We start from the raw sequence: 21,171 nt of genomic DNA, 5'->3' as shown, positions 1-21,171 counted from the left end.
CTCATTTGGCGAGTCGGCGGTAGCAGATGAGGGTGCAGGCGATGCTGGTGAAGGCGAGGAAGTGGTCGGCCTTGCGTTCGTAGCGGCGGTGGAGTCGTCGGCAGCCGGCGAGCCAGGCCATGGTGCGTTCCACGGTCCAGCGGTGGCGGCCCAGCCGTTGCGAGGACTCGACTCCCTTGCGGGCGATGCGGTGGGTGATGCCGCGTTCGCGTAACCATTGCCGCAGGTGGGCGTAGTCGTAGCCCTTGTCGGCGTGGAGTTTGCTGGGCTTGCGGCGGCGCGGGCCGCGGCGCGAGCGGATCGGCGGGATGCCCTTCACGAGCGGGATCAGGGCCTGACTGTCGTGCAGGTTGGCCCCGGAGATTCCGACGGATATGGGCAGACCGGACCGTTCGGTGATCAGGTGGATCTTCGAGCCGTACTTGCCCCGGTCGACAGGATTCGGACCCGTCAGGTCCCCCTTTTCAGGGCCCGCATGTTCACCGAGTCGATCGCGCACCTAGACCAGTCCAGTTCGCCGCGGGCGCCGAGTTCGTCGAGGACCAGGCGGTGGAGCTTGGCCCACACTCTGGCCTTCGACCACTCCGAGAACCGCCGGTGGGCGGTCGCTCCGGACGGCCCGAACGACGCCGAAGGCAGCTGCTGCCAGGTACAACCCGACGTGGCCACGAAGACAATCGCGGCCAGCACCTCCCGGTCCCCGTGCCGACGCCGACCACCGCCCTGCGGCCTCGACGGCGCCTCCGGCACCACCCGCTGGAACAACTCCCACAACTCGTCCGGCACCAGACGCTCAACGATCCCCACCATGACTCACAGAATACCGAGTCGCCCAAATGAGATGGCTTCTTAGATTTCGCGTGTCGGCATGACGGAGATCTGCGGGAGGTTGACGTGGCGGGGGCGGCTGACGGCGAAGGCGATCAGTTCGGCGATGTCGGCCCCACTGGGGATCTTCTCAATGGAGTCCATGGCTTCCTGGACGGCGGCGCTCATGGCGGGGTCGCCGATGTGGTCACGCAGCTCGGTATCGACGGCGCCCGGCTCAATGGTGGTCACCCGGATGTCGCTCGGCGCGAGCTGGACGCGCAGGTTGCGGGAGAGATGACTGAGGGCAGCCTTGCTCGCGGCGTAGCCGCCGAAACCCGGCAAGACGATCTGAGCGGCCACGGACGAGACGGTCACCAGGTCCGCGCAGCCCCGGTCGCCGGCCGCGGCGAGCAGATCCGGCACGAAGGCGTCCACAACAGCCCAAGCACCGGTGACATTCACCTCGATCATGCGTTGCCAGTTGGCACCGGAGGCCTCCTGGCCGAGGAGGTCGGGCAGGGCAAGGCCCGCGTTGTTGACGACGAGGTCAGCATGACCGAAGCGTTCCCGGACCCGGGTGGCGGCGTCCGCGAGCGAAGCGGGATCGGTCACGTCGGAGGGGACGGCGAGCGCGGTGCCGCCGGCCGCTTCGATGCGCGCCACGTGCTGGGCCAGACGTTCCCCGCGGCGGGCCAGCAGGGCGACGTGGGCTCCTTGCGCGGCCAGCAGAGTCGCGGTGGCCTCGCCGATGCCGCTGGAGGCTCCGGTCACGACCGCCACCCTGCCCGTGAGGGGCCGGGCGGACGCGACGCTCTGCGACACAGTCGTGGCGGCGGCAGTGGTGGTGGCGGTGGCGGTGGCGGCCATGGTGTTCTCCGGGTGCGCGTGTGCGGGTACATGGGTGTGTGGTGCCTGTGGGCGGTCTCGACTCTGCACGCAACGCGCACCCTTACCCAGGGCCCTGTCCGACCCTGGGTCTGCCAGAACCAGGCTCCGCCGATACTTGCGTCATGGACTTTCGCACCGAACTCGCCACATTCCTCCAGTCCCGGCGCTCCCGCCTGCGCCCGCAGGATGTCGGCGTACGTCCCTTCAGCGGACGACGGCGGGTGCCCGGCCTGCGCCGCGAAGAGCTGGCGCAGCTCGCGGGAGTCAGCGTCGACTACTACATACGGCTGGAACAGGGCCGGACGCAGAACGTCTCCGACCACGTCCTCGACGCGGTCGCGGGGGTGTTGCGGCTCGATGCCGCCGAGCGCGCACACCTGGGCCACCTCACCCGCGCCCTGCACACCTCGCCCGCACAAGCTCCCGCCCCGCAGCCGGTCAGCGCGGGCATCCAGATGCTGCTCGGCGCGCTCGGCGAGGTACCCGCCTACGTCCTCGGCCGGCGCCTGGACATCCTGGCCTCCAACCCCCCGGCCCGTGTCCTGTTCGGCGACTTCGACGCCCTGCCCGCCGAACGGCGCAACATGGCCTGGCTGCACTTCCTCGACCCCGGTGCTAGAGAGCGGTACCCCGACTGGGAACAGACAGCCCGCGACACGGTCGCCGCGCTGCGCATGGACCTCGGCCGCCACCCCTGCGACGACCGGCTGTGCCAGCTCCTGGGCGAACTCTCCGCCCGCAGCGATGACTTCAACCGCCTGTGGGCCGAACACCACGTACAGGACAACTCCCACAGCCTCCAGCGCATACACCACCCTGCGACCGGCGAACTCCCCCTACACCGCCAGACACTCCACCTACCCGACCAGCCAGACCAGACCCTCATCACCTACATCGCAGAGCCAGGAACCCGGGCCCACACAGCACTCACCACACTCGCCAGTCGCCGCCTGGCCGGCAACCGAACAAACGAGCCCGGACCACTGCCACAGACATGACCGTCTCGCACTCCCCATGGCCGCCGACACCCCCGTACGTGACCGACCCGGGCCCCCCATTGCCGCCGACGCCCCTGGACACGGACCGCCCACAGCAAGTGAACGCGCCACACCGAGCCGGAGGATGTCCCGCACCGGCCCCGTCGGACACCCCCAGGCGAAGACAAGCGCTGGCTCAACCACATGAGCGCCGGCCGTGACAACCGGGCCTTGGAACTTACCTCGCCTCGACTTCGTGCCCACCCGAACCGCCATCGCATGGCTCCGAACATCTGACTCAGTGCAACCGCTCCACAAGAAGCGGACCAGAGCCTTTGTTTTGGAGTCGGCTGAAGGCTTGCGGTGGGACGGCGAGGTGTGTTTCTCGCGCTGGGGTCTCTTGGGTGTCGCGCAGTCCAGGGTCGCGCTGTACGCGGCGATCCGTCACGGAGGAGACGTTGGGGCCCCAATATCCGTCGCTGTTGCCCATGAGGACACGGCCGGTGAGTGGGCCGGTCACCGCGAGAACGCATACATCGGTGCAGCCCATCTCGATGATGTGGAGGAAAAGGTCGCGCTCGTTTTCCGCAGGGCGAGCATTGCTGAAGCCTCGGGGCTTTCCTGGTTCTCCGCGCGGGTCCATGACCAGCAGAGAGCACCGCTTCAGGGGCATGATGCCGTAGAACGGGCCCGCGCCTGAGCCGCCGATGTGCGTGAGGAACTGTCCAAAGGCGTCGGGAAGGGTGATGCGGTGCTCGGCCTCAAACGCAGCGATGCCCGCTGCCCATAGTTTTGGGCCGAGTGAGAACTTGTGTTGTTCTTCCCCGAAGGAGTGGCTGCGCAACGGCTGGAAAGGGATCGCAGCCAGCCTGCGACGCAGGCGGGGTATGCGGGGATCCATGGCGCTCTTCTCTCGTCCCCGTCAGCCTATGGGCGACTGTGGTCAGCTGGCCAGAAGAACCCTCTTCCGCAGTAGGGCGAAGCCGGCGGGCCGAACATCTGGCGTTTGAGCATTTTGATCCGGTTGACATGTCCCTCCGCGGCACCGGAGTTCCAGGGAAATGGGAGGCCGGCAATGACAGCGTCGAGGTCAACGCCATGTCCTGCGCTCGGTCAGTCTGCTGGACGCCTTCGACGTCACGCTCGCCACCCGCGCCGCCGGCCTGACCCGCGAAGGACCGGAACTGCGCCTGGTCGAGCGCCCCTTCGTCCAGCAGGACCCGTTCGCCCTGTGGCCGTTCCAACTGCACGGTGTGGTCGGCTCCACCATCCGTACCGCCGACGATCCCACCGACCACCGCTGGAGCCCCACCGACTGGCAGCACACCGCCCAGCGCGCCCTGACCGCGCTGGGCGAACGATGGACCACCGCAGTCGGCCCTCAGTGTCGGCGTACACCCGAACCGGCCAGTGAGGTACAGCGCCGCGTCCCCCTCCTGAAGGTGACCCTGCGCATGCTGGGAGCCAGGGGCGCCCGACTTCTCAGACCCGCGGGGGTGCCAACCAGCGTTCGGCGCGGCCCTGGTTGTGGGAGTCTCCGGAGCGGTAGGCCTGTGCCAGCAGCCGGGCGCGGAGCGGTTCGGGCAGGCGGGCGATGTCCCGCTTCTGGCGCGGGCGGGTCTTGCAGCCCAGCAGATGGCGCACGGCCCCGGCGTCGTGCCGCTCCTCGGCCCGCGGGTCGGCCAGGGCGGCGAGCAGGTCGGCGATCGGCACCCTGCCGAGCAGCTCGCCGGGCACGCCCTCGTGGACGGGGTATCCGGAGCAGCGGCCGCTACCGGATCCGTACCAGTTGAGCAGGGCCAGCACTCGCTCTACCAGGTCGGGGAACATTAGGTGCAGTTGATCGGTGAGCTCCGCGAGCAATTCGGGTGAGGGATTGCCGCCGGTGCGGGAGAGGTCGAGGATCCGGTCGGCGAGCCCTTCCAGCCCGGCGGGCATCGCAGCCAGCCAGTTGCGCTCCTCTTCGGTCTCTTGCTGCGCCCGTAGCCGGTCGGCCTCGAACTGCTGCATGGGGCCGGGCATGCCGTGCCCGTTCAGCCAGGCCAGGAGCAAGCGGCCGTCGGCGAGGACGGCGTCGCTCTCCCACTGCCCCCACCGCAGTGTCGCCCCATGGTGCAGGACGACGACTGCGAGCCGCCCACCGGACCGGTCGAACACCTCGAAGCGGACGTCCCCGAGGCACATGCAGTGGAACCCGGGCAGCGACTCCACGGCCAGGGCCGTCCTTAGCCTGGCCGACTCCGCCGGATCGGAGAGGTCCACCCGGATCTCTCCGGATGCCCCGACCCCGTTCACCAAGCTGACCCGAACCACGTGTGCCTGCCGCAGCACGTTGTCCAGCGCTGTCGTCCCGTTCATGAACCGATCCCTCCCTGCCCGGGCCGCAGATGCACGGGCGACCCGATTCGACCGCGGCTCCCGTCCGTCTGGCAAGCCGGTTCCTTCGCGCCCGCGGTCCAGCGCGTGTGCCGACGGGCGGTCGTCGCAGCCCTATGGGGCTACGCCCCTTCCTGGACCGCCCTGTTCTGAGGCCGGCTGGCTATCGGCCGACCCCGGCCGTGTGGCGGCCAACAGCCGAGGACGTTCGCTCGTACCGGCCGAGGAGGCAAGTCCGTACGCCGACATCCAGTCCGCCAGGAACCTGCTGATGTTGTCTGCACCAGGGCCTGTGCCTGGCCCGCGAACACGACCCCAACGACCCACGCGACCTCTGGGTTGAACCACCCTCCCCGGCCACAAACCCGGCGCCGGAGCCAATAACCCCAAGGACGCGGTCGAATCGAAGCTGCACACCGCCATCTGCTTCGGCAAGACACAGTCGGCGGCGCAGAACGCGATCGCCACCGACTGGCCCAACGCGCTAGCCAAACTCGGCCTCAGCTAGGACTTGTCCGGGCGATCATGTGACTGCTTCGAATCCAGGCCGTGTTCTTGGGCGAGACTTTCCGGGCAGCTTTTGCCAGAGCCGCGGCGGCGTCCGGCCACCGTCACATCGCCATGCGATCACACGCTTGACCTCAATCACGCTTGAGGTGTGACGGTATTCCACATGACCGCGGAATCCACATCCCACGCGGCAGACATCGAAGCGACCAGCCAGCTCGTCGCCACCGTCAAGCACTCTCATCAGAACAAGGACCCCGAGGAGTTCCTCAGGGCCTTCCACCCGGACGCGATCTGGACAACGGCCCACGGCAAGGTCCTCATCGGCCTCGACGCGATCTCGGAGTTCGTGACCGTCTCTCCGGCTCCGCGCCCGGCAGTTTGTCGTGCAGGGTCCCGCTCCCGAGTGACAGGGCGTGTCTCGTTGGTGGCCGAGAACGAGTGGTGGCGCGTCTCACCGCGCTGCACTGGCTGCTACGGGGCGGTCGAGCTGATCGCCCCGGACAGCAAGTGACAGGCAGACGTGTCGAAACTGTATGAAGGCAAGCTGCGCGTTACGACGACAACGGAGACGAACTGCGCTCCATCTTCAGCGAGTTCGGCCCGTTGTGGACGTCGTCTTGATTATAGAACCGGAGACGGGCAGGCCCCCAGGGGGCGGTTACGTCACGATGGCCGACGACGCTGCCGCGACGGCGGCGGTCGAAGCCTTCAACGAGCGGAATTCGTTCACCGTCGCCAAGCCCGAGGCCCGCCCCTCCCGCTGAGGGATTAATTCCAGCCCCCGCGCAGGCGGCCCAGGCCGGGCGCGGCGCGGAGGCCTTCGCTAGATCTCAACGTCACTTCCTGTACCGCAACTACTCACACCCGGACTCCCCACTCGTCCAACGCCCCCGCGTAGTGGCACGCCCCCCTCCCTCAGCAGCAGCCACATATGACCGAGCGCCTCACTGGCGGATCTCGACAGATGGGACACTTTGGTCTGGTCTGAAAGGGCGCGCCGCCACCGGCTTCGCGGCTGTGATGGTGCGAGGCGCGATGGAAGGTGAGTAGGGATACATGGGTGAGGATCCGCTCATAGCTGCGGTCAGGAGCGGGGACGTCAAGGCGGTGAAGGCGTTGCTGGCGGCAGGTGCCGACCCCGACGCTGTCGACGAGCACGGCACTCCGGCGCTCTGTCTGGCCGTGGAGGCCTTCGATCTACCAGTGATCGAGGAGCTGAGGATGGCGGACCGACCGGTTCAGCTGAACTGCGTCGACGCCGATGGTCGTTCGCCTTTGCTGCGCGCGGTCGACTGTGGTGCCTGCGAGATCACGTCGGTGCTCGTCAGCGGTGGGGCGGACCTGCGGCACAGGGACGCAGAGGGGCGTACCGCCCTGGAGCTGGCACGGTACTGGCATCTTGCGGGTGCTGAAGCCGAGCTGCGCCGCAGGAGCGGCTCGTCGGAGCCGGTGGTGCGCAGGGCGACCATCGACGGATGGGGGAATGCCTGTGAGGAGCTGTCACTTGGTGGTCTGACGGTCCGCAACGGACACACCGCGATTCTCACCGAGCTGGAACCCGAGTACGGGATCACGCCACCCTTCGAGGAGTTGATGGGTCGCGCTCTGGCCGAGCCGGATGTTGGCCAGCCGGTGTGGGCGGCGACCACGATGGTGCTCCAAGGCCGCCCTGCTCCCGCCGTCTGGGCGCAGGCCGCCGCTCTCTGTGACCGTTCGGACCCGTTGGAGCGATATTGCGGTGCCGAGGCGCTCCGTCTCATCAACCTCTTCGACGACAGCGACGAGAGTCCCTTCGACAAGCCGCTCGTCGACCTCTTCCTCCCCTGGGCAGCACGCGAGGAAGACCCTCGAGTGATGCGGGCACTCGCCGCCGGCCTGGCCGAAGCCATGGACCCCCGAGCCGAGCAGCCACTGCCGACGCTCACCCGGCACCACGATCCGGAGGTCCGCCACTGGGCGCTCTCCGGCCTCCACTTCGCCGTCACGAAGGGCGACCCCAAGGCGCTGGCCACCGTCATGGCGTGCACTCAGGACGCAGATGTCCGGGTACGCGCAGCGGCGTGCCGGGTAATTGGCGCGGCCCCCAAGGGCCTGTCCGCTCCCTCGGACGCACTTGCCGCATGCCTGAACGACGAGGACGAGGGCGTACGGGTCGCGGCAGCCATCCCCCTGTTCGTGCGCGACGACCCCCGCGGCGACCAGGTACTACGCGACCTCGGCCGCGTTGAACACGGCTCGCCCTACTTCGCGGCCTTCCACGCCGTCTGGTATCACTCTCGGACGCTGAACCCCGCCCGCTGAACCGCTCATCCCCGCCAACCCCACCACTCACCCGCGAAGTGGACTGCTCAGCCACAGCAGCCACAAGACCGAACGTCCAGGGGAACGGCTGTCCGGGCTCTGTCCGTGAATCGCGGACTGAGGTCCCGGTCGGTTACGACGAGAGGTTGAGGTGCACGCGGCGGGCGGTCACCAGCGCCTGCCACTGCTCACGGACGCGGGCTTCGCCGTCGAGCCATCGGGTCGGAGAGCCAGGCTCAGGGAGCGGCAGATCACCCATGAAGTGGGCGATCTCGATGAAGAAGCCGAAGTTCCCGCTGGCGGTGAGTTCATGAAGACGGCCGACGGTTGCAGCCAGGTCCGCTGTCGCGCCTCGGACCGTGTGGTGCGGGACGAGGCCGAGCTCCAAGTACCGGTTCAGATAGGGCAGCCCGGCAGTGTTGGCCTCATGGCGGTGCTCCTCGGCAGAATCACGGGGCCTCGGATGGAAAACCCCTCTCACCTACGTAGAGGTGTCGAAACCTTCGCCGTGTGACACTGAGCGCCGAGGATCTTCGGCGGGCATATATCGGGACGGTCAACGCTGATTGTCCTCTGACAGGCGATCTTGAGAGATTGCCACCTGACCTTGACCGCCGGTCGAACGGGCCAGGCCGTGGTGCGCCATGATCGGCCCATGCCGATCCATCGTCTTTGTCTGCCGCGCGACGTGCTTCGACGCCGACGTCCGCGGAGCGAGCACGTCAGTCCTGTGACGTTTCCTTGCCTGCTCGTCGACGACGACGGCTGGGTGATGCCGTGCGCCGACGACGACGAACTCCAGGAACTGACCGAACCGGACTTCATCGACGACATCGTGGCCGCCTTCGACTCGTCGGCGCGCCCGCTGGAGCTTCACCTCGTCGGCGAGGGGCGGGTCATCACCCTGCGCCCGACGGGAAATTCCTGGCCCGACGAACTCACCAGGCACGTGCGCGCCTACTTCCGCCGCTGGACCGACCAGGAAGCCCCAGGCGCCGCGCAACCGGCGCTGGCCTATGTCGCGAAGATAGCCGCCGCCATCGACAGCACGCCCGTCCGCCCCCGCCGACGTTCCTAATGCGACCGCCCACCGCCTCCACTCGCCGGTCAAGATCACCTGCCAAAGGACACTTTCCGTCGCAGCGAAGGCTGAGCGTTGTCACCGAAGTCTGGTGGCCGCTGTTGTGTCACCGAAGGCTGAGTGATCGTTTAGGTGCGGCTGTCTGGGGAGACGGTGGCGGAATCGGTTCACGCGTACGGCGATCCCCTGCTCAGCGCCCCTGCCCTGGACTTCCTCGATGGTGGGCGACGTTGCCGTGTCGCATTGGGTGCCGGGTGGAAACGTTCGGTTCGAGACCGTCCCGCCTGTCCGCGGGTTCCGCTGGAACAAGGGCGATCGCAGCTTCCCCGGCTGGTCCTACGCAGTGACGACAGGATGTCCCGGTCGGTGCTGCCGCAGCGCCAGCTGCTGGACATCGACGAGCGCTTGGAGCACGCCGCCGCCCCGCCTTCGCCTTCGCCGACATGGTCCGCCACCAGCGCTGATACCCGCTGATGGAGTGCATCCGGCATGCAGAGTAGGACGCGCCGAAGCCCATGGGAGGCTTCGCCGGCTTCCTCCGCCAGGACGTCGACGCGGTGACCGCCGGCCTGACCTTGCCCCCGAGCTCCGGAGTCATCGAGGAGCGCGTGAACCGGGTGAAGACACTCAAGCGGGCTCTGTACGGCCGGGCCTCGTTCGAACTCCTCCGGACCCGCATCCCCACCCAGTCGTGACCTGCGTCAACCGCCCAATTACTGCCCTCACTGCCAGAGGTCGGCTCCGTCGTGCCCGCTGGGATCCATTGTCAGGAGGTGGGTGATCCACTGCATCCCAAGGCGGTGGCAGTCGCGGAGTCAGCCGCGAACCGTTGCCCCCCAAGTGACCGTCGAGTCCGGGGAATGGGAGCCGAACTGTGGTTGGCGTTGTGGTTAAGCTCCGCGCGTTCGCCCTTGCCCACGCTGGTGTGATCCTGCCGTGCATATCCGGGCCTGCCGAGCCGTTGACGTGGGCTGGTCCCGGGTTCACGTGGCCGTTGGATGATCCGCAACTCGCCGCCTACGTGGTGGAGTTGGGGCGCCGGACCTGGACGAGCGTCGGTCCGGACGGCCGGCTCGTGGGGCATGCGTCATAACTGGGCCCGGAGCAAGCAGAGTTGGGGGCATCGCCCACAACGGCAACGCGGTGCGGCTGGATGAAAGCCCCGGGTTTCGCGTGGACCAGGTGCTTCCCGACGTGGAACCAGGGGACGGGCAGTCCTGGTCCGCGCTGCAAATAAGCTCGGCGAAGTCAGGCTGGTCCGCAGAAGTCGCATAGAAGGGCTGGTTCCCGGGGTCCTGGTGCGCCGGTCGACGCGTTCAATCGGACGACGGCCTCGCCGGTAGCGGCCAGGTTCAGCCGCAGACTTGAGCCTGCAATGAGGACGAGTCCGCGTGCCGGAAAGCCTGCCAACCGCCACGAAGCAGACGATGTGTCCGCAGACCGCGTCACGGGCTGCGCTCCCCGTGCCGCCGGGTCCGTCAGTTCGCCTTCCGTCACCCTGTGCCCCATGGGACACTCCTGTCGTCGTGGGCCGTGCGATTCTCACAGGGGATCACCGGGGAACGGGTCGGCTGGGAGTGGGCCATGTTCTGGGCAACCACGAGCACCCCGGCACTCACCCCGGACAGGACAGGCGGACGACGATGACGATGACGGGCCCACACGACAGGCCCCCGGTGCCGGCCGGCACCGGCCCCACACCGCAGGACCGCCCGTTCCAGGTGGAGACCCACGGCCTCGACGTCATCAGCGAGAGCGAGCGCAAGGGCAGTCCGCGCACCCTGTTCTGGCCCTGGTTCGGGGCGAACGTCTCGGTGTTCGGGCTCAGTTATGGAGCCTTCGCCCTGGGCTTCGGCATCTCCTTCACGCAGGCCCTGATCGCCTCCGTGATCGGCATCGTCTTCTCCTTCCTGCTCTGCGGCTTCGTCGCGGTCGCCGGCAAGCGCGGCTCGGCGCCGACCATGGTCCTCAGCCGCGCCGCCTACGGCGTGCGCGGCAACCGGCTGCCCTCGGCGCTCTCCTGGATCCTCACCGTCGGCTGGGAGACCGTCCTCGTCGCGCTCGCCTCACTCGCCACGGCCACCGTGTTCGACCGGCTCGGCTGGGGCGGCGGCACCGGCACCAAGGTCGTCGCCCTGATCCTGGTCGGTGTGCTCACCGTCGTCGGCGGGGTGATGGGCTTCGACCTGATCATGCGCCTACAGACCCTCATCACCGTGGTCACCGGCGTGCTGACGCTCGTCTATGTCGCCCTCGTTGCCGGCCACGTCCACGCCGACGCCGTCACCGCGATCCCCGACGGATCCACCCAGGATTTCATCGGCGCGCTGGTCTTCATGATGACCGGCTTCGGCCTCGGCTGGGTCAACGCGGCTGCCGACTACTCCCGTTACCTGCCGCGCTCCTCCTCCGGGGCCGGCGTGATCGGCTGGACCACCTTCGGCGCCAGCGTCGCCCCCCTGCTGCTGACGGTCTTCGGCCTGCTGCTCGCCGGCTCCTCCAAACAACTCTCCGAGGCCGTCGCCGCCGATCCGATCGGCGCCCTCACGACGATCCTGCCGACCTGGTTCCTGGTGCCGTTCGCCGTGGTCGCCGTCCTCGGTCTGGTCGGCGGCGCGGTCCTCGACATCTACTCCTCGGGCCTCGCCCTGCTCTCCGCGGGGCTGCGCGTCCCGCGCCCGCTCGCCGCGCTCATCGACGGCGTGCTGATGATCGCCGGATCCGTGTACATCGTGTTCATCGCCGATGACTTCCTCGGCCCGTTCATGGGCTTCCTGACCACCCTCGGCGTGCCCGTCGCCGGCTGGTGCGGCATCGTCCTCGCCGATCTCCTCCTGCGCCGCCACGACTACGACGAAGCCGACCTCTACCGGCCCCGCGGCCGCTACGGCGACATCCCAGCCCTGCCCCTGCTGCTCACCCTGGCGGCCACCGCCCTCGGCTGGGGACTGGTCACCAACGCCTCCGCCGACTGGCTGACCTGGCAGGGCTATCTGCTCGGCCCCTTCGGCCTCGGCGGCAAGGACGGCTCCTGGGCCCACGCCAACCTCGGCATCCTCGCAGCTCTGGCCCTCGGCTTCCTCGGCACGCTCGTTTTGGGCCGGCATCGGGTGCGCGGACAGGAGACGTCTGACGCCTACGTTGAGGCGGGCTGACCCCCCGAACGTGGCGAACAGCCCTCCACAGCACAGCGCCGGGCGCCAGGTCCGGGGCTCTTGTCTTCGAGCGGGACCCGGACCACGTGGTTGTGAGTTCGGCGCCCAGCCCGGCGGCCCGGCCCATCGTGAGCGCGGTGACGGCTGCGCCGATGACAGTGCTGTCGACATGCCCACGCGGACTGACCAGGATGCGCCCGGCGTTGACGGCGCCGCAGAGCTTGACGGCAAGCACGTCGTCCATCGCGTACGACGGCGGCGGGCTCGGTGCCAACGGCGATCCGACAGAACACGCACATCTCGCCGATAGTCGGGGTACAACGCACAAGCCGGCAGGCGGAAGGCAGGCAAGCAGGCGATGTGACGGTGGACCACGGTGACGTCAGCGCCGCGGCCGCGCAGCGAGTTGGCGAGTTCCTCGGCCACGGCGACAGCTCGGTGGCTTTCGTACCAGCAATGCACATCGACGTGGACCGGCGCGCTGCGGTGTCCGGCCAGGGCGAACGCGTCCCGGCATATGTCGCCGATGAGTTGGTCGGCTCCGGGGGCGGCCAGCACGTGCGTGCGGACAGCCGGGTGAAGGCCGGTGTGCGGGACCCGTTCCTGGGTGATCATCTCGGCAGCGGGAGCTCCTCCCCCCAGGGAATCCGTCGCGCCGATGGACGATCTCCGCACCACGCCGCAAACCCCAGCCAGCGCAGACGGAAGTCGCGCTGGTGTGGAGGTGGCGGCCCTGGCCCGGCACACCGACCGAGCCGGCCCGCCCGGACCACCGCGGCACCTGGCCCTGCTGTGCGTCAGACCCGCTCCCCAGGGCCGGGCGACCGTGTTGATCGGCGGGCACAGCGTCCATCAGCGGCTGCTGGACTACCGGCCTGCGGCCTTTCCGGAGCCTTACCGGAACGTCCATTTCGGCACGGAACCCGCTCTTGCCCGCACCACCCCAGACTTCGCCTCGGTGACGAGCTGGTACAGGGCCGTCGAGCGCGCTTCCGCGAGCCGGATGCCGAGTTTGCGGAGCCCCTCGCCCGCGGGCTCAGGCACCGATCGGCCCGCCGCGCTCGCCTTTGGGGAAGGGTGCCAGGGTGACTCTGCCTATCGGCCCCGCACCCCGACCTACTCGAAGCGACCCTGACCTGCACCCGATAAGGGTCACCAAAAACCGTATCGGCCCGGGTCAGAGGCTGACGGCCGCGCGGACCTGATGGAGGTGGACGAGGATGTCGTAGGCCGGGGTCAGGGCGAGCGTGGGCAACGGGTCGTTCTTGTATGACGAGCCGGCCTCGTAGGTGGGGCGAGGGGTGTTCAGCCAGGTGCGGCCCGCGGCGGCCAGGGTACGGATATCGAGGTAGTAGTCCCGGTGGCACACCCGGTCGAGGGTGTACTCATGCATGTCCGGGGTGGCCGCGGGGACGGTGACCTTGTTCCAGGGGCTGCCGAGGGTGGTCGCGGTGAGGAACGAGCCGCGGCCGAAGGTGAACCCGATGGCGGCGTAGTCCCGGCCGAGGGCCTCCCGCAGGAAAGCGCCCTGAGTTGTCGGGTACATCACGGGGTCGGTGGACAGGTAGCCCACGTGGCCGTTGTGCGCTGAGAGCAGCATCTTGTCGCCGGTGCGGCGGTGCCACCAGGCGGTGTTGTCGGCCATGGCCCGGTCGCGGAGGTGCTCGGCGGCGGCCACCGACGCCGGGTCGGACAGGTCGAGTGAAGTGAAGGCGAAGGTCTGGGCTATGTTGCGGGCGTGCTGCTCAGCCCATTCGTAGGCGTCACCTCCGTCCCCCTTGTATGCGGTGACCAGGTCGAGCGCCTGCTGGGCGGCGGTGGCATCGAGCCGCCGTTGCGCGACGGGTTTACGCAGATGGGCGAAGACGTCGTCGAGGGGGCGCAGTCCCGCGTACAGCTCTTCAAGGCGCGCGACATCCCGGGGGTGGTTCGTCCGGGCGTATGGCAGAACCCGGTCGAAGATCGCGTCACCGAGCTTGGGTGCCCCGATGTCGTTGCCCATGATATGGACCTTTCGACCGGGGTGGCGGTCATTGTGGCGCCGCATCCAGGCGATGAGGCCGACGAACTCCTCGCGTTCCCAGGGTGATCCGGCCAACGTCTCCTTGGCGATCCGGCGGGCGTCACCGGGGCCGCCCTGCACGTACTCGTCGATCCGGAGGCCCGCGGACCAACTCATCTCCAGCGCGAAAGCGCGGAAGCCCTTCTCCTCGACGAGGCGGCTGAAGACGCGTTGCTTCATGGCGAAGAACTCATGCGAGCCGTGGGTGGCCTCGCCCAGCCCGACCACCTTGGCGTCGCCGATCATGGCGTCCAGCGCCCGCAGGTCGCTGGTGTCGCCGACGGGTTCCGTCGAACGCAGGGGCCGGGCGGCGCGCTCAAGCGCGCGGAACGCCTCGGCCTGCCGGCCCTTCGCTCTCGTTGGGCTGTGAGCGGCGGGCACGGCGGAGGCGGTGGGGGCCAGCAGGGCCGTGGCCGCGAGTCCGGCCGTCGCGGCGAGCAGGCTCCGACGGCCGATCGCCAGGTGATGCGCGGTCATGCTGAACTCCTCGGCTCGTTCTCGTTCCGTTGACTGTGGAACGATCATGGCCGGGAGCCGAGGCAAGCCGCGCTGGGGACTTCCTCCGGGTTCGAACGGGGGATATCCCCCCTCGCCGTCACCGAGGGCCCTTTCTGGTCCCGGCCACACTCCCCCATGCATATCGCGGAACATGCCTCTCAGAGCACGGACCCCCGGTCGTGTTCCCCCACCCCCGCCCGACGCTGCGTACGCCGCACCCATTCGCCACCAGCGAAGGCCACCGGCTGGTGAGTTGGCGGACGTCAGCCGCCGCCCCGCCCTTGGGCATCATGACGGAGCGGGCCCAATCGCGGCCCTGCGTCCTCACTCCCCCTGCCGCCGATGCCTGTCAGCAAGGTCGGTCCTATAGCCAGCGTTTGGCCGCTTCGAGGCTGTCGCCGCCGCTCGTGTTGAACGCGATCGCAGCCTTCGGTGCATGACGCCGGACCAGGTTGACAACCTGCTCAAAGAGCGGCAGAAGCGGTTCCGGCTTGCGGATCCCACCTCCGATGACGACGACGTCCCAGTCGTGCTCGGACAGTGCTGTGACGATCGCCGGCTCGGCCGACTCATCCAGCTCGATCAGCGTCATGGACGCGTTGATGGCGTGTTCGCCGAAGCGAGTCAGTTCCTGGTCGAGGGCCGCTCGAAGGGCGTCTCCGTCCATACCGGGCACTGCACGTGGGTCGATACCGAGAATGAGAACGCGAGTCATGCCCAGGAGGACGACCAGCCATCGATCCAGGTTCCCATGGCACACAGCGCGGGCGCGGTGTGGCACCCGGCCGAGGTGCAGACGCTGCCGTTTCCGGACCCGAGCTTCGACCTGGTAGCCGCCGGGTCCACAGTCGAAGAGGAACTGGGACTGACGCTTCGGGGCCGGGCCCGGCCGCGTCGACCGCCAACCTCGCCAACGGGTACTCACCGGACGCTGGTGCGCGCGGCCGTCGAGGAGCGTGGCGACGGACCAGCTGTCCCGACAACCGTCGTCGACGAGACGAGGGCCCGCCCGGGCCCGGGGCCGGTCACCGCCCCCATGACGGCGTACGTCTTCCGCGCCGCTACCTCAGTCCCGCCACACCCACCCGCTCCCAGGATGAGCGTGCGGGGCGTCGGCTGCGTACGCGTCAGGACAAGTACGCCCCCGAACACCCCGGTGCGCCGCGCGCGGACCGTAGTCGCCCGGGTATCGACGCCGCTACGGTCCCGACGACCGGGGGCAGTGTGCCCGGGCCACACACTTCACGAGGGGGGGCTCGTGTATTCACTCGTGTATTCAAGGGCGCGGCGAAGCAGAGCGATCACACGACGGTACACGTGTGCGCTGACCGTGGTCACGGGACTTGTCGCCGCGTTGCTCACCGGATTGGCGGGCAGCGCGTCGGCAGCTCCGATCGGTACGGTCGGCGACTCAGATTTCGAAGGACAGACCAGCCGCACCCTTTCCGCTCCATGGGCCGGCGAGGGGCCGGACTACAAGGGAATCGACATCGGTCTCGGCTATCAGAAGACGGGGCGGAACAACGCGTTCATCCGCACCTCCACGCGGAACTGGAATGCCGTCACCCAGAAGGTGCCGGTCAAGTCCCAGACGGTGTACCACCTCGACGGCTGGGTGCGGACCTCGGGCAACTTCACCACCGGGTACCTCGGAGCCCGCGGGACCAACGGCGCCACGATGGTGCAGAAGAACTACGGAAAGGTCGTCAGCAACGGGGCCTACCAGCTCCTGCATATGGCCTTCAACTCCGGCGCCAACACCTTCGTAACGCTCTACGCGGGCTATATCGCGCCGGGCATCGACTCCTGGGTCCAGATCGACGACATCACCCTGTCCGACACCCCGTACGCGAATTGGGCGGGGTACGAGGTGGTCAGCAGCCCGGTCAACGCCGCACCGCACGCGGTGACCGCCGTGTGGACCGAGCCCCTCTTCGGCTGTCGTGAGCGGCATCCCGACAACCAGCTCGGCATCTGGGTGGGTCTCGACGGGGTGGCCAACAGCGCCACGGAAAGTCTCGTCCAGATCGGTGTCGTGGCCAGCTGCCAAGGCCAGGTGGGCGACCTGTACCCGGAGTACCAGGCCTTCTGGGAGGTAATCAACGCAGGTGTCGACACCAACGCACAACCCGTCCCCATCGAGGCGCAGCCCGGCGATCGTATGTCGGCCTCGGTGGTCCGCAGCGCAGCCGACCCCGCCAACTTCACGCTCACGCTCGACAACCTGTCGCGGTCCGGACAGCATCAGAGCCTGTCCAAGAGGGTTCCCTCAGCACGGTCCGAGAGCGCCGAGGTCATCGTCGAGCGGGGTTACAGCTCGCCCTTCGACGTGACGTGGCCCGCTATTGTCAACGTCGCCTTCTCCTACGTCACCGTCGACGGTGCGCCGTTGTCGTCCTACGACGTGCTCCCAGCCCAGGCTCGCCAGGCCGACTTGGGCACGGTGTACGGTCCTACGCCTGCCACGACCGACAGCGGCGACTACAGCAACTTCTCCGTCACCTCGCGCCCGGGCTAGCACCCCTGCCCCGCCGAACGCGTGGCTGTCCGCCGCCCGCACGGTCAATGGCCCCCCGGGCAGGCCCGGGCGGGCGGCGGTCTCCAACGGCAGGGCGTGAACAAAAGCCTGGGCCAGGTTGCCGCGCCGCTGGTGCTGAGCGGCGCCGTACTCCTCGGCGAAATGAGCGAGCGTGCGCGGCGTTGTGGTCGCTGTTGGGCGGCCTCAAAGGCGGCGACCCGCTCATTGAAATCGAACCCGCCGTTGCCGGACTCGGCACGCAGGAACGTGTGCAGCGTGCCGACCGCGTCACCGGTCAGGGTCTGGAGGCGATCGGTGACGACGAGCCCCGGGCGCTACCAACAACCGGCTCCGTACCCCTAACGGCGGCGGCGCCTTCGCCCACATCGCCGACATCACGGCCTTCATCGCCGGGCTCTCCCGCCCACACGGCTCCGCCGACCGCCGGCCCGAAGAGGCCCTCGCCCATCACAGCGTCGGCCCGCTTCACCTTGCGCGTCTCTTCGGCATCGGCGAGAAGGCCGCCGTTCGCAGCGCGGTCTCGACACGCGCGCGTGCGTGGCCGAAGCTCCCGGGTCGGCACCGCGGTGGAACCCACTCGACCCCTGAACCTAGGGGCGGGATCATGGTCAGATGTCGTCGACCGAACCAGCAGCCCGCAAGCTTCAAGACCGTGCCGTTGCCTGGAGCATGGGCGAGAGCCGGGCATCCGACGTCGTCGCCGCTGCCTGCGATGCACTCGTTGCCGGCCTCGACAGTCCTGCCCTGCGCATCCTGGCCGCGTGCACACGCCGGGAAGCGGATTACGACGTCCCCGGCCTGCTTCCCCCAGCGCTCGACGAGCTGGGTCTCACCTTCTACCCAGCGGGCAGCGTGAGCGGAAAGGAAGCCGCCGCACGGGCACTTGCCGCACGGATGCTGGCCGGCGAGCTGACGCCCCGCGAGCTGGCCTTCCAGATCCACCAGCGCTTCGGGCACAAGCTGCCCCTGGCCGAGCGACTGGCCGCATTGGACGACGAGTACGACATCCTCGAATACGGCGACAGAACACCGGCACAGGTCGACGCCGATGTCAGAGCCGAAGCCCAGCAGCTCACACAGCAGCCTCGCGGTCCAGCCGAAGCCGCGGATGCCCAGGCCTGAAACAGACAGCGTGGAGAGCACCGCGCTCAAGCATCGTGGCGACTTCTCCGGGACGGTCGACAACCTGGCGCCTGGTCGCACGTCCTTGAGAGCGAGGGGAGTTCACCTCAGCCGCGACAGCATCAAGAGAGGCAACGATGCCGGCCATATTCCGCCCGCGCCCGCGCAAAACAGCCGCCACGGCAGCCCTTGTGCTCGCTACGACCACAGCGGCCCTGCTTCCGCAGCCCACTGCCTTCGCCGTGGCACCGGAGTCCATCACGACGCATTCCGGTGCCACCACGGATCAAGGGCGCCGCCAGGTCGACGCGTACTGGACCCCGGAGCGCATGAAGCTGGCAGGCGCCTTGGTCCCCGAGATCACCCCCGTGCCCGAGGACGACAACACGCCCGACGATCCTCATCCGCTGCCCGCCGGCACGCCTGACCCTGGGGCGACTTGGCGGCACGGGGGCGAGGTGGACAAGAGTGTCGGGCGGCTCTTCTTCACCTTCCCCGACGGCTACGACGGGAGTTGCACCGCAACAGTCGTCAACAGCGCGAACCGCAGCACTGTCATCACCGCAGCGCACTGTCTGAGGAGTGTCGGGGCCCCCGCCGACGACGGCACCTGGAACCACAACCTCTACTTCGTGCCTGGCTACCGCAACGGTACGAAACCTCTCGGCGGCTTCAGCATCAGGAGCATGGCCCACTTCCTCTCGATGGAACGCCGATCCGGGCAGGACGACGTCGGAGGACGTCGCCGTCGCCGGTTACGACACGGGAGTCCTTGTGGCCAATCCCGCAACCGCCGGACGACGGATCGCGGAGGTCATGGGAAGCCAGAAGATCGGATTCACCGAGCCCGTCAGGGACGAGTTCATCCACACCTTCGGGTACCCGAAAGGCCAACTCAACGACCCCAACGCCAAATACGCCGGGTCACGCCTGATCCACTGCGCCGGTCAGGCTCGGCCGGCCCCCAAGGCGCCGCTTCTGTGGGGTGAGCCCTGCGACATGACACATGGGGCAAGCGGCGGCCCCCACTTCGCACAGTTCGACACCCGGACCGGCACCGGCACCGTCGTCGGCATCACCACCACCAGCGCCGAACTCGCGGGCGGCGAGGCGCCCATGCTGTACGCCACGCGCTTGGGCGACAGCGCGCGCCGTCTCTACAACTGGGCGCAGACACGCTTGCTCTGACCGTACGTCCGGCCGTGTCCGGCCAGCAGCGCGTTCTGCCGGCCGGACACGGCCCTCTGGGGCCAGCCTCGGGCCCGTCCTCCGGGTCAGGTTGACGGCACCCGGCGACTCGGAACGTTGCCACCGCCGCGTGAGCGGGGTTGGGAGGATGGTGTCCGCCAAGGGAACAGGCGGGGGTGCCGGAGCACGGTCGTAGCGCCACGATCACCAGGCCGCGATCAATAGGGGTCAAGCGTGATCAGTTGACGGCACAGCCCTATTTGGGTAGGACAAGGTCGGCCATTTGTCCGAGACGGACCGGCCAGCTCACCAGGTCAACCAGACGGGGTGCCCACTCCCCCGGCGGGTTGCGGGTGGGTCAGGATGCCGATCGGCGATCCCGGCCCCGGCGAAACCAGGAGACATGGGGAAGATGGCCTCCAGCATGCTCGGGCGGAAGCCTGCACGGCATGTGCCGCGCCCCGGCCTCGGGTGAGATCGCGCTGCACGTCGCCTCGCACCTGCGCGCCAGGATGGGGCTCGACCGCCGGGAGTGCCTTGGGTTCGTGCGTGGCCCCGAGGAGCTAGATCGCGTGCCTGAGAAGTTCGGGTTCCATCGATGGCAAGGCAGCCACCAAGGGTTTGACGAGGTCAAGGGGCAAGCTGTGGTGGTTGAACGCCTCGCTGACGGCGTTCAGATCTGACAGCAGTGCCTTGACCTGGCTGCTCGCTGCCCGTCAGATGGCGGAGCCGGCGGCCCGCAGCTCCCGCACCAGAGCGCGCACGACGGCGGAGCCGGCGAGCTCCGGGGTGGTCACATAGCCGACACGGCGCGTCGGGCGCTCCGGACCGAGATCGGTGATCTCGATCGAGTCCGTTGCTCCGATCAGGGAGAGCGCGGGCATAATCGCCATTCCGTGCCCCCCGCTCACGAGCGAAAGCACTGCTCCGTCGTCCTCGGCCTCGATCGTGGCCCTCGGGATCCAGTCCTGCGCACCCCACCAGGCGCGGGTGTACGAGCCGCAGTTCTCGACCCAGTCGACCAGCGGCAGCGAGCGCGGAGCCGGGTGTCCGGCCGGGTGCACCAAGGAGTAGCTCTCTTCGAAGAGTTCGCTCGCCACCAGCCCCGCCGGCAGATGCGCTCCGTCCAAGGTGGCAATGGCGAGATCCGACCGCCCGTCGGCCACCTCTCCCGCCGTGCCGCGCCCGAGCTCGCGAACGATCCGCACCTGTGGCTCGATCCCGGGGCACCGCGCGCGCAGCCGCTCCAGGACGGGCGGCAGCAGGTGCAGCGCGGTGCTGCGGAAGGCCGCGATCCGCAGCGGTCCCTGCGGCCCCTGCGTCGCCTCGGACCGGGCGGCTCCCCGCGCCTCGGCGACGAGCACGTCCAGCAGCCGCAGGGTACGGCGCGCATGCGCCACAGCCTTCTCCCCCGCTGGAGTGGGTCTCGCGCCACTGCGGCCACGTTCGAACAGAACGGTACCGATCTTGCGCTCGCTGCCGCGCACCGAGTGGGAGACGGCGGACTGTGTTAGGCCGAGTGTCTCGGCCCCGGCCGAGAAGCCGCCGGCGTCCGCCACCGCTACTAGGATGCGCAGTTCGTGCGGAGCGAGATCGGTGTCGGTCGCGCGGGTCACAGGGCGCTCACCTCTAGGTATGAGAACTGCTCATGGAACGGGTCGTCA

At 68.6% G+C, this 21,171-nt stretch carries 18 protein-coding genes and 4 pseudogenes; 13 read left to right on the top strand and 9 right to left on the bottom strand.

The genetic code is table 11. From position 1 onward, the window contains the following. Position 1 precedes the first annotated feature (1 nt). Together DWB77_RS37075 and DWB77_RS37070 are read right to left on the bottom strand one after the other, a co-directional pair. Positions 2 to 810 (bottom strand): IS5 family transposase gene (locus DWB77_RS37075; protein WP_246033784.1). Its coding sequence is split into 2 segments (ribosomal slippage): positions 2 to 462 and positions 462 to 810, totalling 810 coding nucleotides; the frame shifts between segments, so codons are not numbered across the junction. A gap of 39 nt (positions 811 to 849) precedes the next feature. Then, positions 850 to 1,677, bottom strand: a complete 828-nt coding sequence (locus DWB77_RS37070; protein ID WP_120727108.1) for an SDR family oxidoreductase — start codon at positions 1,675 to 1,677, stop codon at positions 850 to 852. 143 nt (positions 1,678 to 1,820) lie between these two features. Between DWB77_RS37070 and DWB77_RS37065 the strand changes: the two genes are divergently transcribed. Next, on the top strand, positions 1,821 to 2,696 hold the full coding sequence (locus DWB77_RS37065) for a helix-turn-helix transcriptional regulator (RefSeq protein ID WP_120727106.1): 876 nt from the start codon (positions 1,821 to 1,823) through the stop codon (positions 2,694 to 2,696). A gap of 165 nt (positions 2,697 to 2,861) precedes the next feature. After that, a pseudogene (locus tag DWB77_RS39170) lies at positions 2,862 to 2,972 on the top strand (SMI1/KNR4 family protein); the annotation flags it as partial. A gap of 1 nt (position 2,973) precedes the next feature. Here the strand turns inward: DWB77_RS39170 and DWB77_RS37055 are convergent. Both DWB77_RS37055 and DWB77_RS37045 read right to left on the bottom strand, forming a co-directional pair. Beyond that, a complete protein-coding gene (locus DWB77_RS37055; RefSeq protein WP_246033783.1) occupies positions 2,974 to 3,576 on the bottom strand; it encodes an SMI1/KNR4 family protein in 603 nt (200 codons plus the stop codon). Between the two features lie 581 nt (positions 3,577 to 4,157). Further along, on the bottom strand, positions 4,158 to 5,033 hold the full coding sequence (locus tag DWB77_RS37045; RefSeq protein ID WP_120727103.1) for a hypothetical protein: 876 nt from the start codon (positions 5,031 to 5,033) through the stop codon (positions 4,158 to 4,160). Between the two features lie 329 nt (positions 5,034 to 5,362). Between DWB77_RS37045 and DWB77_RS39165 the strand changes: the two are divergent. The 4 genes and pseudogenes from DWB77_RS39165 to DWB77_RS37025 form a co-directional block, all read left to right on the top strand. Next, positions 5,363 to 5,559 (top strand): annotated as a pseudogene (locus DWB77_RS39165) (hypothetical protein); the annotation flags it as partial. A gap of 165 nt (positions 5,560 to 5,724) precedes the next feature. Continuing rightward, positions 5,725 to 6,072: an SgcJ/EcaC family oxidoreductase gene (locus DWB77_RS37035; protein ID WP_120728666.1), complete on the top strand. Its 348-nt coding sequence runs from the start codon at positions 5,725 to 5,727 to the stop codon at positions 6,070 to 6,072. A gap of 22 nt (positions 6,073 to 6,094) precedes the next feature. After that, entirely contained in the window at positions 6,095 to 6,325 is a 231-nt protein-coding gene (locus tag DWB77_RS39380; protein WP_120727101.1) for a hypothetical protein, read from the top strand. Between the two features lie 292 nt (positions 6,326 to 6,617). Next, positions 6,618 to 7,862, top strand: coding sequence for a HEAT repeat domain-containing protein (locus tag DWB77_RS37025; RefSeq protein ID WP_120727098.1), 1,245 nt, complete (start codon positions 6,618 to 6,620; stop codon positions 7,860 to 7,862). A 133-nt stretch (positions 7,863 to 7,995) separates the two neighbouring features. Here DWB77_RS37025 and DWB77_RS37020 read toward each other — a convergent pair whose 3' ends face one another. After that, positions 7,996 to 8,343 (bottom strand): hypothetical protein, encoded by a 348-nt coding sequence (locus DWB77_RS37020; protein ID WP_162952726.1) that lies wholly within the window; start codon positions 8,341 to 8,343, stop codon positions 7,996 to 7,998. A gap of 249 nt (positions 8,344 to 8,592) precedes the next feature. Between DWB77_RS37020 and DWB77_RS37015 the strand changes: the two genes are divergently transcribed. The 3 genes and pseudogenes from DWB77_RS37015 to DWB77_RS36995 all read left to right on the top strand — a co-directional run bounded on the left by DWB77_RS37015 (position 8,593) and on the right by DWB77_RS36995 (position 12,098). Then, a complete protein-coding gene (locus DWB77_RS37015) occupies positions 8,593 to 8,940 on the top strand; it encodes a hypothetical protein (RefSeq protein ID WP_120727095.1) in 348 nt (115 codons plus the stop codon). Between the two features lie 527 nt (positions 8,941 to 9,467). Then, positions 9,468 to 9,638, top strand: a pseudogene (locus tag DWB77_RS37005) (ISL3 family transposase); the annotation flags it as partial. A 954-nt stretch (positions 9,639 to 10,592) separates the two neighbouring features. Then, positions 10,593 to 12,098 carry a purine-cytosine permease family protein gene (locus tag DWB77_RS36995; protein WP_120728664.1) on the top strand — a complete coding sequence of 502 codons (1,506 nt, stop codon included), beginning with the start codon at positions 10,593 to 10,595 and terminating at the stop codon, positions 12,096 to 12,098. Between the two features lie 369 nt (positions 12,099 to 12,467). Here DWB77_RS36995 and DWB77_RS39705 read toward each other — a convergent pair. From DWB77_RS39705 to DWB77_RS36980, 3 genes and pseudogenes are all read right to left on the bottom strand, one after another. Continuing rightward, a pseudogene (locus tag DWB77_RS39705) lies at positions 12,468 to 12,713 on the bottom strand (RapZ C-terminal domain-containing protein); the annotation flags it as partial. A 562-nt stretch (positions 12,714 to 13,275) separates the two neighbouring features. Beyond that, entirely contained in the window at positions 13,276 to 14,637 is a 1,362-nt protein-coding gene (locus DWB77_RS36985; protein WP_120727088.1) for an erythromycin esterase family protein, read from the bottom strand. A 385-nt stretch (positions 14,638 to 15,022) separates the two neighbouring features. Next, positions 15,023 to 15,373 (bottom strand): hypothetical protein, encoded by a 351-nt coding sequence (locus tag DWB77_RS36980; RefSeq protein ID WP_120727086.1) that lies wholly within the window; start codon positions 15,371 to 15,373, stop codon positions 15,023 to 15,025. 615 nt (positions 15,374 to 15,988) lie between these two features. Here DWB77_RS36980 and DWB77_RS36975 point away from each other — a divergent pair. The 4 genes from DWB77_RS36975 (at position 15,989) to DWB77_RS36955 (ending at position 20,190) form a co-directional block, all read left to right on the top strand. Beyond that, positions 15,989 to 17,176, top strand: a complete 1,188-nt coding sequence (locus tag DWB77_RS36975; RefSeq protein WP_162952725.1) for a G1 family glutamic endopeptidase — start codon at positions 15,989 to 15,991, stop codon at positions 17,174 to 17,176. Positions 17,177 to 17,809: 633 nt separating this feature from the next. Then, positions 17,810 to 18,319, top strand: coding sequence for a hypothetical protein (locus DWB77_RS36965; protein WP_162952724.1), 510 nt, complete (start codon positions 17,810 to 17,812; stop codon positions 18,317 to 18,319). Between the two features lie 774 nt (positions 18,320 to 19,093). Next, complete coding sequence (locus DWB77_RS39155; protein ID WP_246033782.1) at positions 19,094 to 19,507, top strand: hypothetical protein; 414 nt, start codon at positions 19,094 to 19,096, stop codon at positions 19,505 to 19,507. Positions 19,508 to 19,956: 449 nt separating this feature from the next. Beyond that, positions 19,957 to 20,190, top strand: coding sequence for a hypothetical protein (locus tag DWB77_RS36955; protein ID WP_120727079.1), 234 nt, complete (start codon positions 19,957 to 19,959; stop codon positions 20,188 to 20,190). 33 nt (positions 20,191 to 20,223) lie between these two features. Here the strand turns inward: DWB77_RS36955 and DWB77_RS36950 are convergent, their stop codons facing one another. Continuing rightward, positions 20,224 to 21,123 carry a LysR family transcriptional regulator gene (locus tag DWB77_RS36950; protein ID WP_120727077.1) on the bottom strand — a complete coding sequence of 300 codons (900 nt, stop codon included), beginning with the start codon at positions 21,121 to 21,123 and terminating at the stop codon, positions 20,224 to 20,226. Positions 21,124 to 21,171 lie beyond the last annotated feature (48 nt).

The organism is Streptomyces hundungensis (assembly GCF_003627815.1).
Classification (GTDB): domain Bacteria; phylum Actinomycetota; class Actinomycetes; order Streptomycetales; family Streptomycetaceae; genus Streptomyces; species Streptomyces hundungensis_A.
This window is presented reverse-complemented; position numbering and strand designations above follow the sequence as displayed.

What these genes read in the sequence shown, in the direction of transcription:
- DWB77_RS36995 (WP_120728664.1), top strand. Translation starts at nt 10,593, where the DNA reads ATGACGGGCCCACACGACAGGCCCCCGGTGCCGGCCGGCACCGGCCCC.
- DWB77_RS36955 (WP_120727079.1), top strand. Translation starts at nt 19,957, where the DNA reads ATGTGCCGCGCCCCGGCCTCGGGTGAGATCGCGCTGCACGTCGCCTCG.
- DWB77_RS37055 (WP_246033783.1), bottom strand. Translation starts at nt 3,576, where the DNA reads ATGGATCCCCGCATACCCCGCCTGCGTCGCAGGCTGGCTGCGATCCCT.
- DWB77_RS39380 (WP_120727101.1), top strand. Translation starts at nt 6,095, where the DNA reads ATGAAGGCAAGCTGCGCGTTACGACGACAACGGAGACGAACTGCGCTC.
- DWB77_RS37045 (WP_120727103.1), bottom strand. Translation starts at nt 5,033, where the DNA reads ATGAACGGGACGACAGCGCTGGACAACGTGCTGCGGCAGGCACACGTG.
- DWB77_RS37035 (WP_120728666.1), top strand. Translation starts at nt 5,725, where the DNA reads ATGACCGCGGAATCCACATCCCACGCGGCAGACATCGAAGCGACCAGC.
- DWB77_RS37070 (WP_120727108.1), bottom strand. Translation starts at nt 1,677, where the DNA reads ATGGCCGCCACCGCCACCGCCACCACCACTGCCGCCGCCACGACTGTG.
- DWB77_RS36980 (WP_120727086.1), bottom strand. Translation starts at nt 15,373, where the DNA reads ATGACTCGCGTTCTCATTCTCGGTATCGACCCACGTGCAGTGCCCGGT.
- DWB77_RS37065 (WP_120727106.1), top strand. Translation starts at nt 1,821, where the DNA reads ATGGACTTTCGCACCGAACTCGCCACATTCCTCCAGTCCCGGCGCTCC.
- DWB77_RS36965 (WP_162952724.1), top strand. Translation starts at nt 17,810, where the DNA reads ATGTCGTCGACCGAACCAGCAGCCCGCAAGCTTCAAGACCGTGCCGTT.
- DWB77_RS37025 (WP_120727098.1), top strand. Translation starts at nt 6,618, where the DNA reads ATGGGTGAGGATCCGCTCATAGCTGCGGTCAGGAGCGGGGACGTCAAG.
- DWB77_RS36985 (WP_120727088.1), bottom strand. Translation starts at nt 14,637, where the DNA reads ATGACCGCGCATCACCTGGCGATCGGCCGTCGGAGCCTGCTCGCCGCG.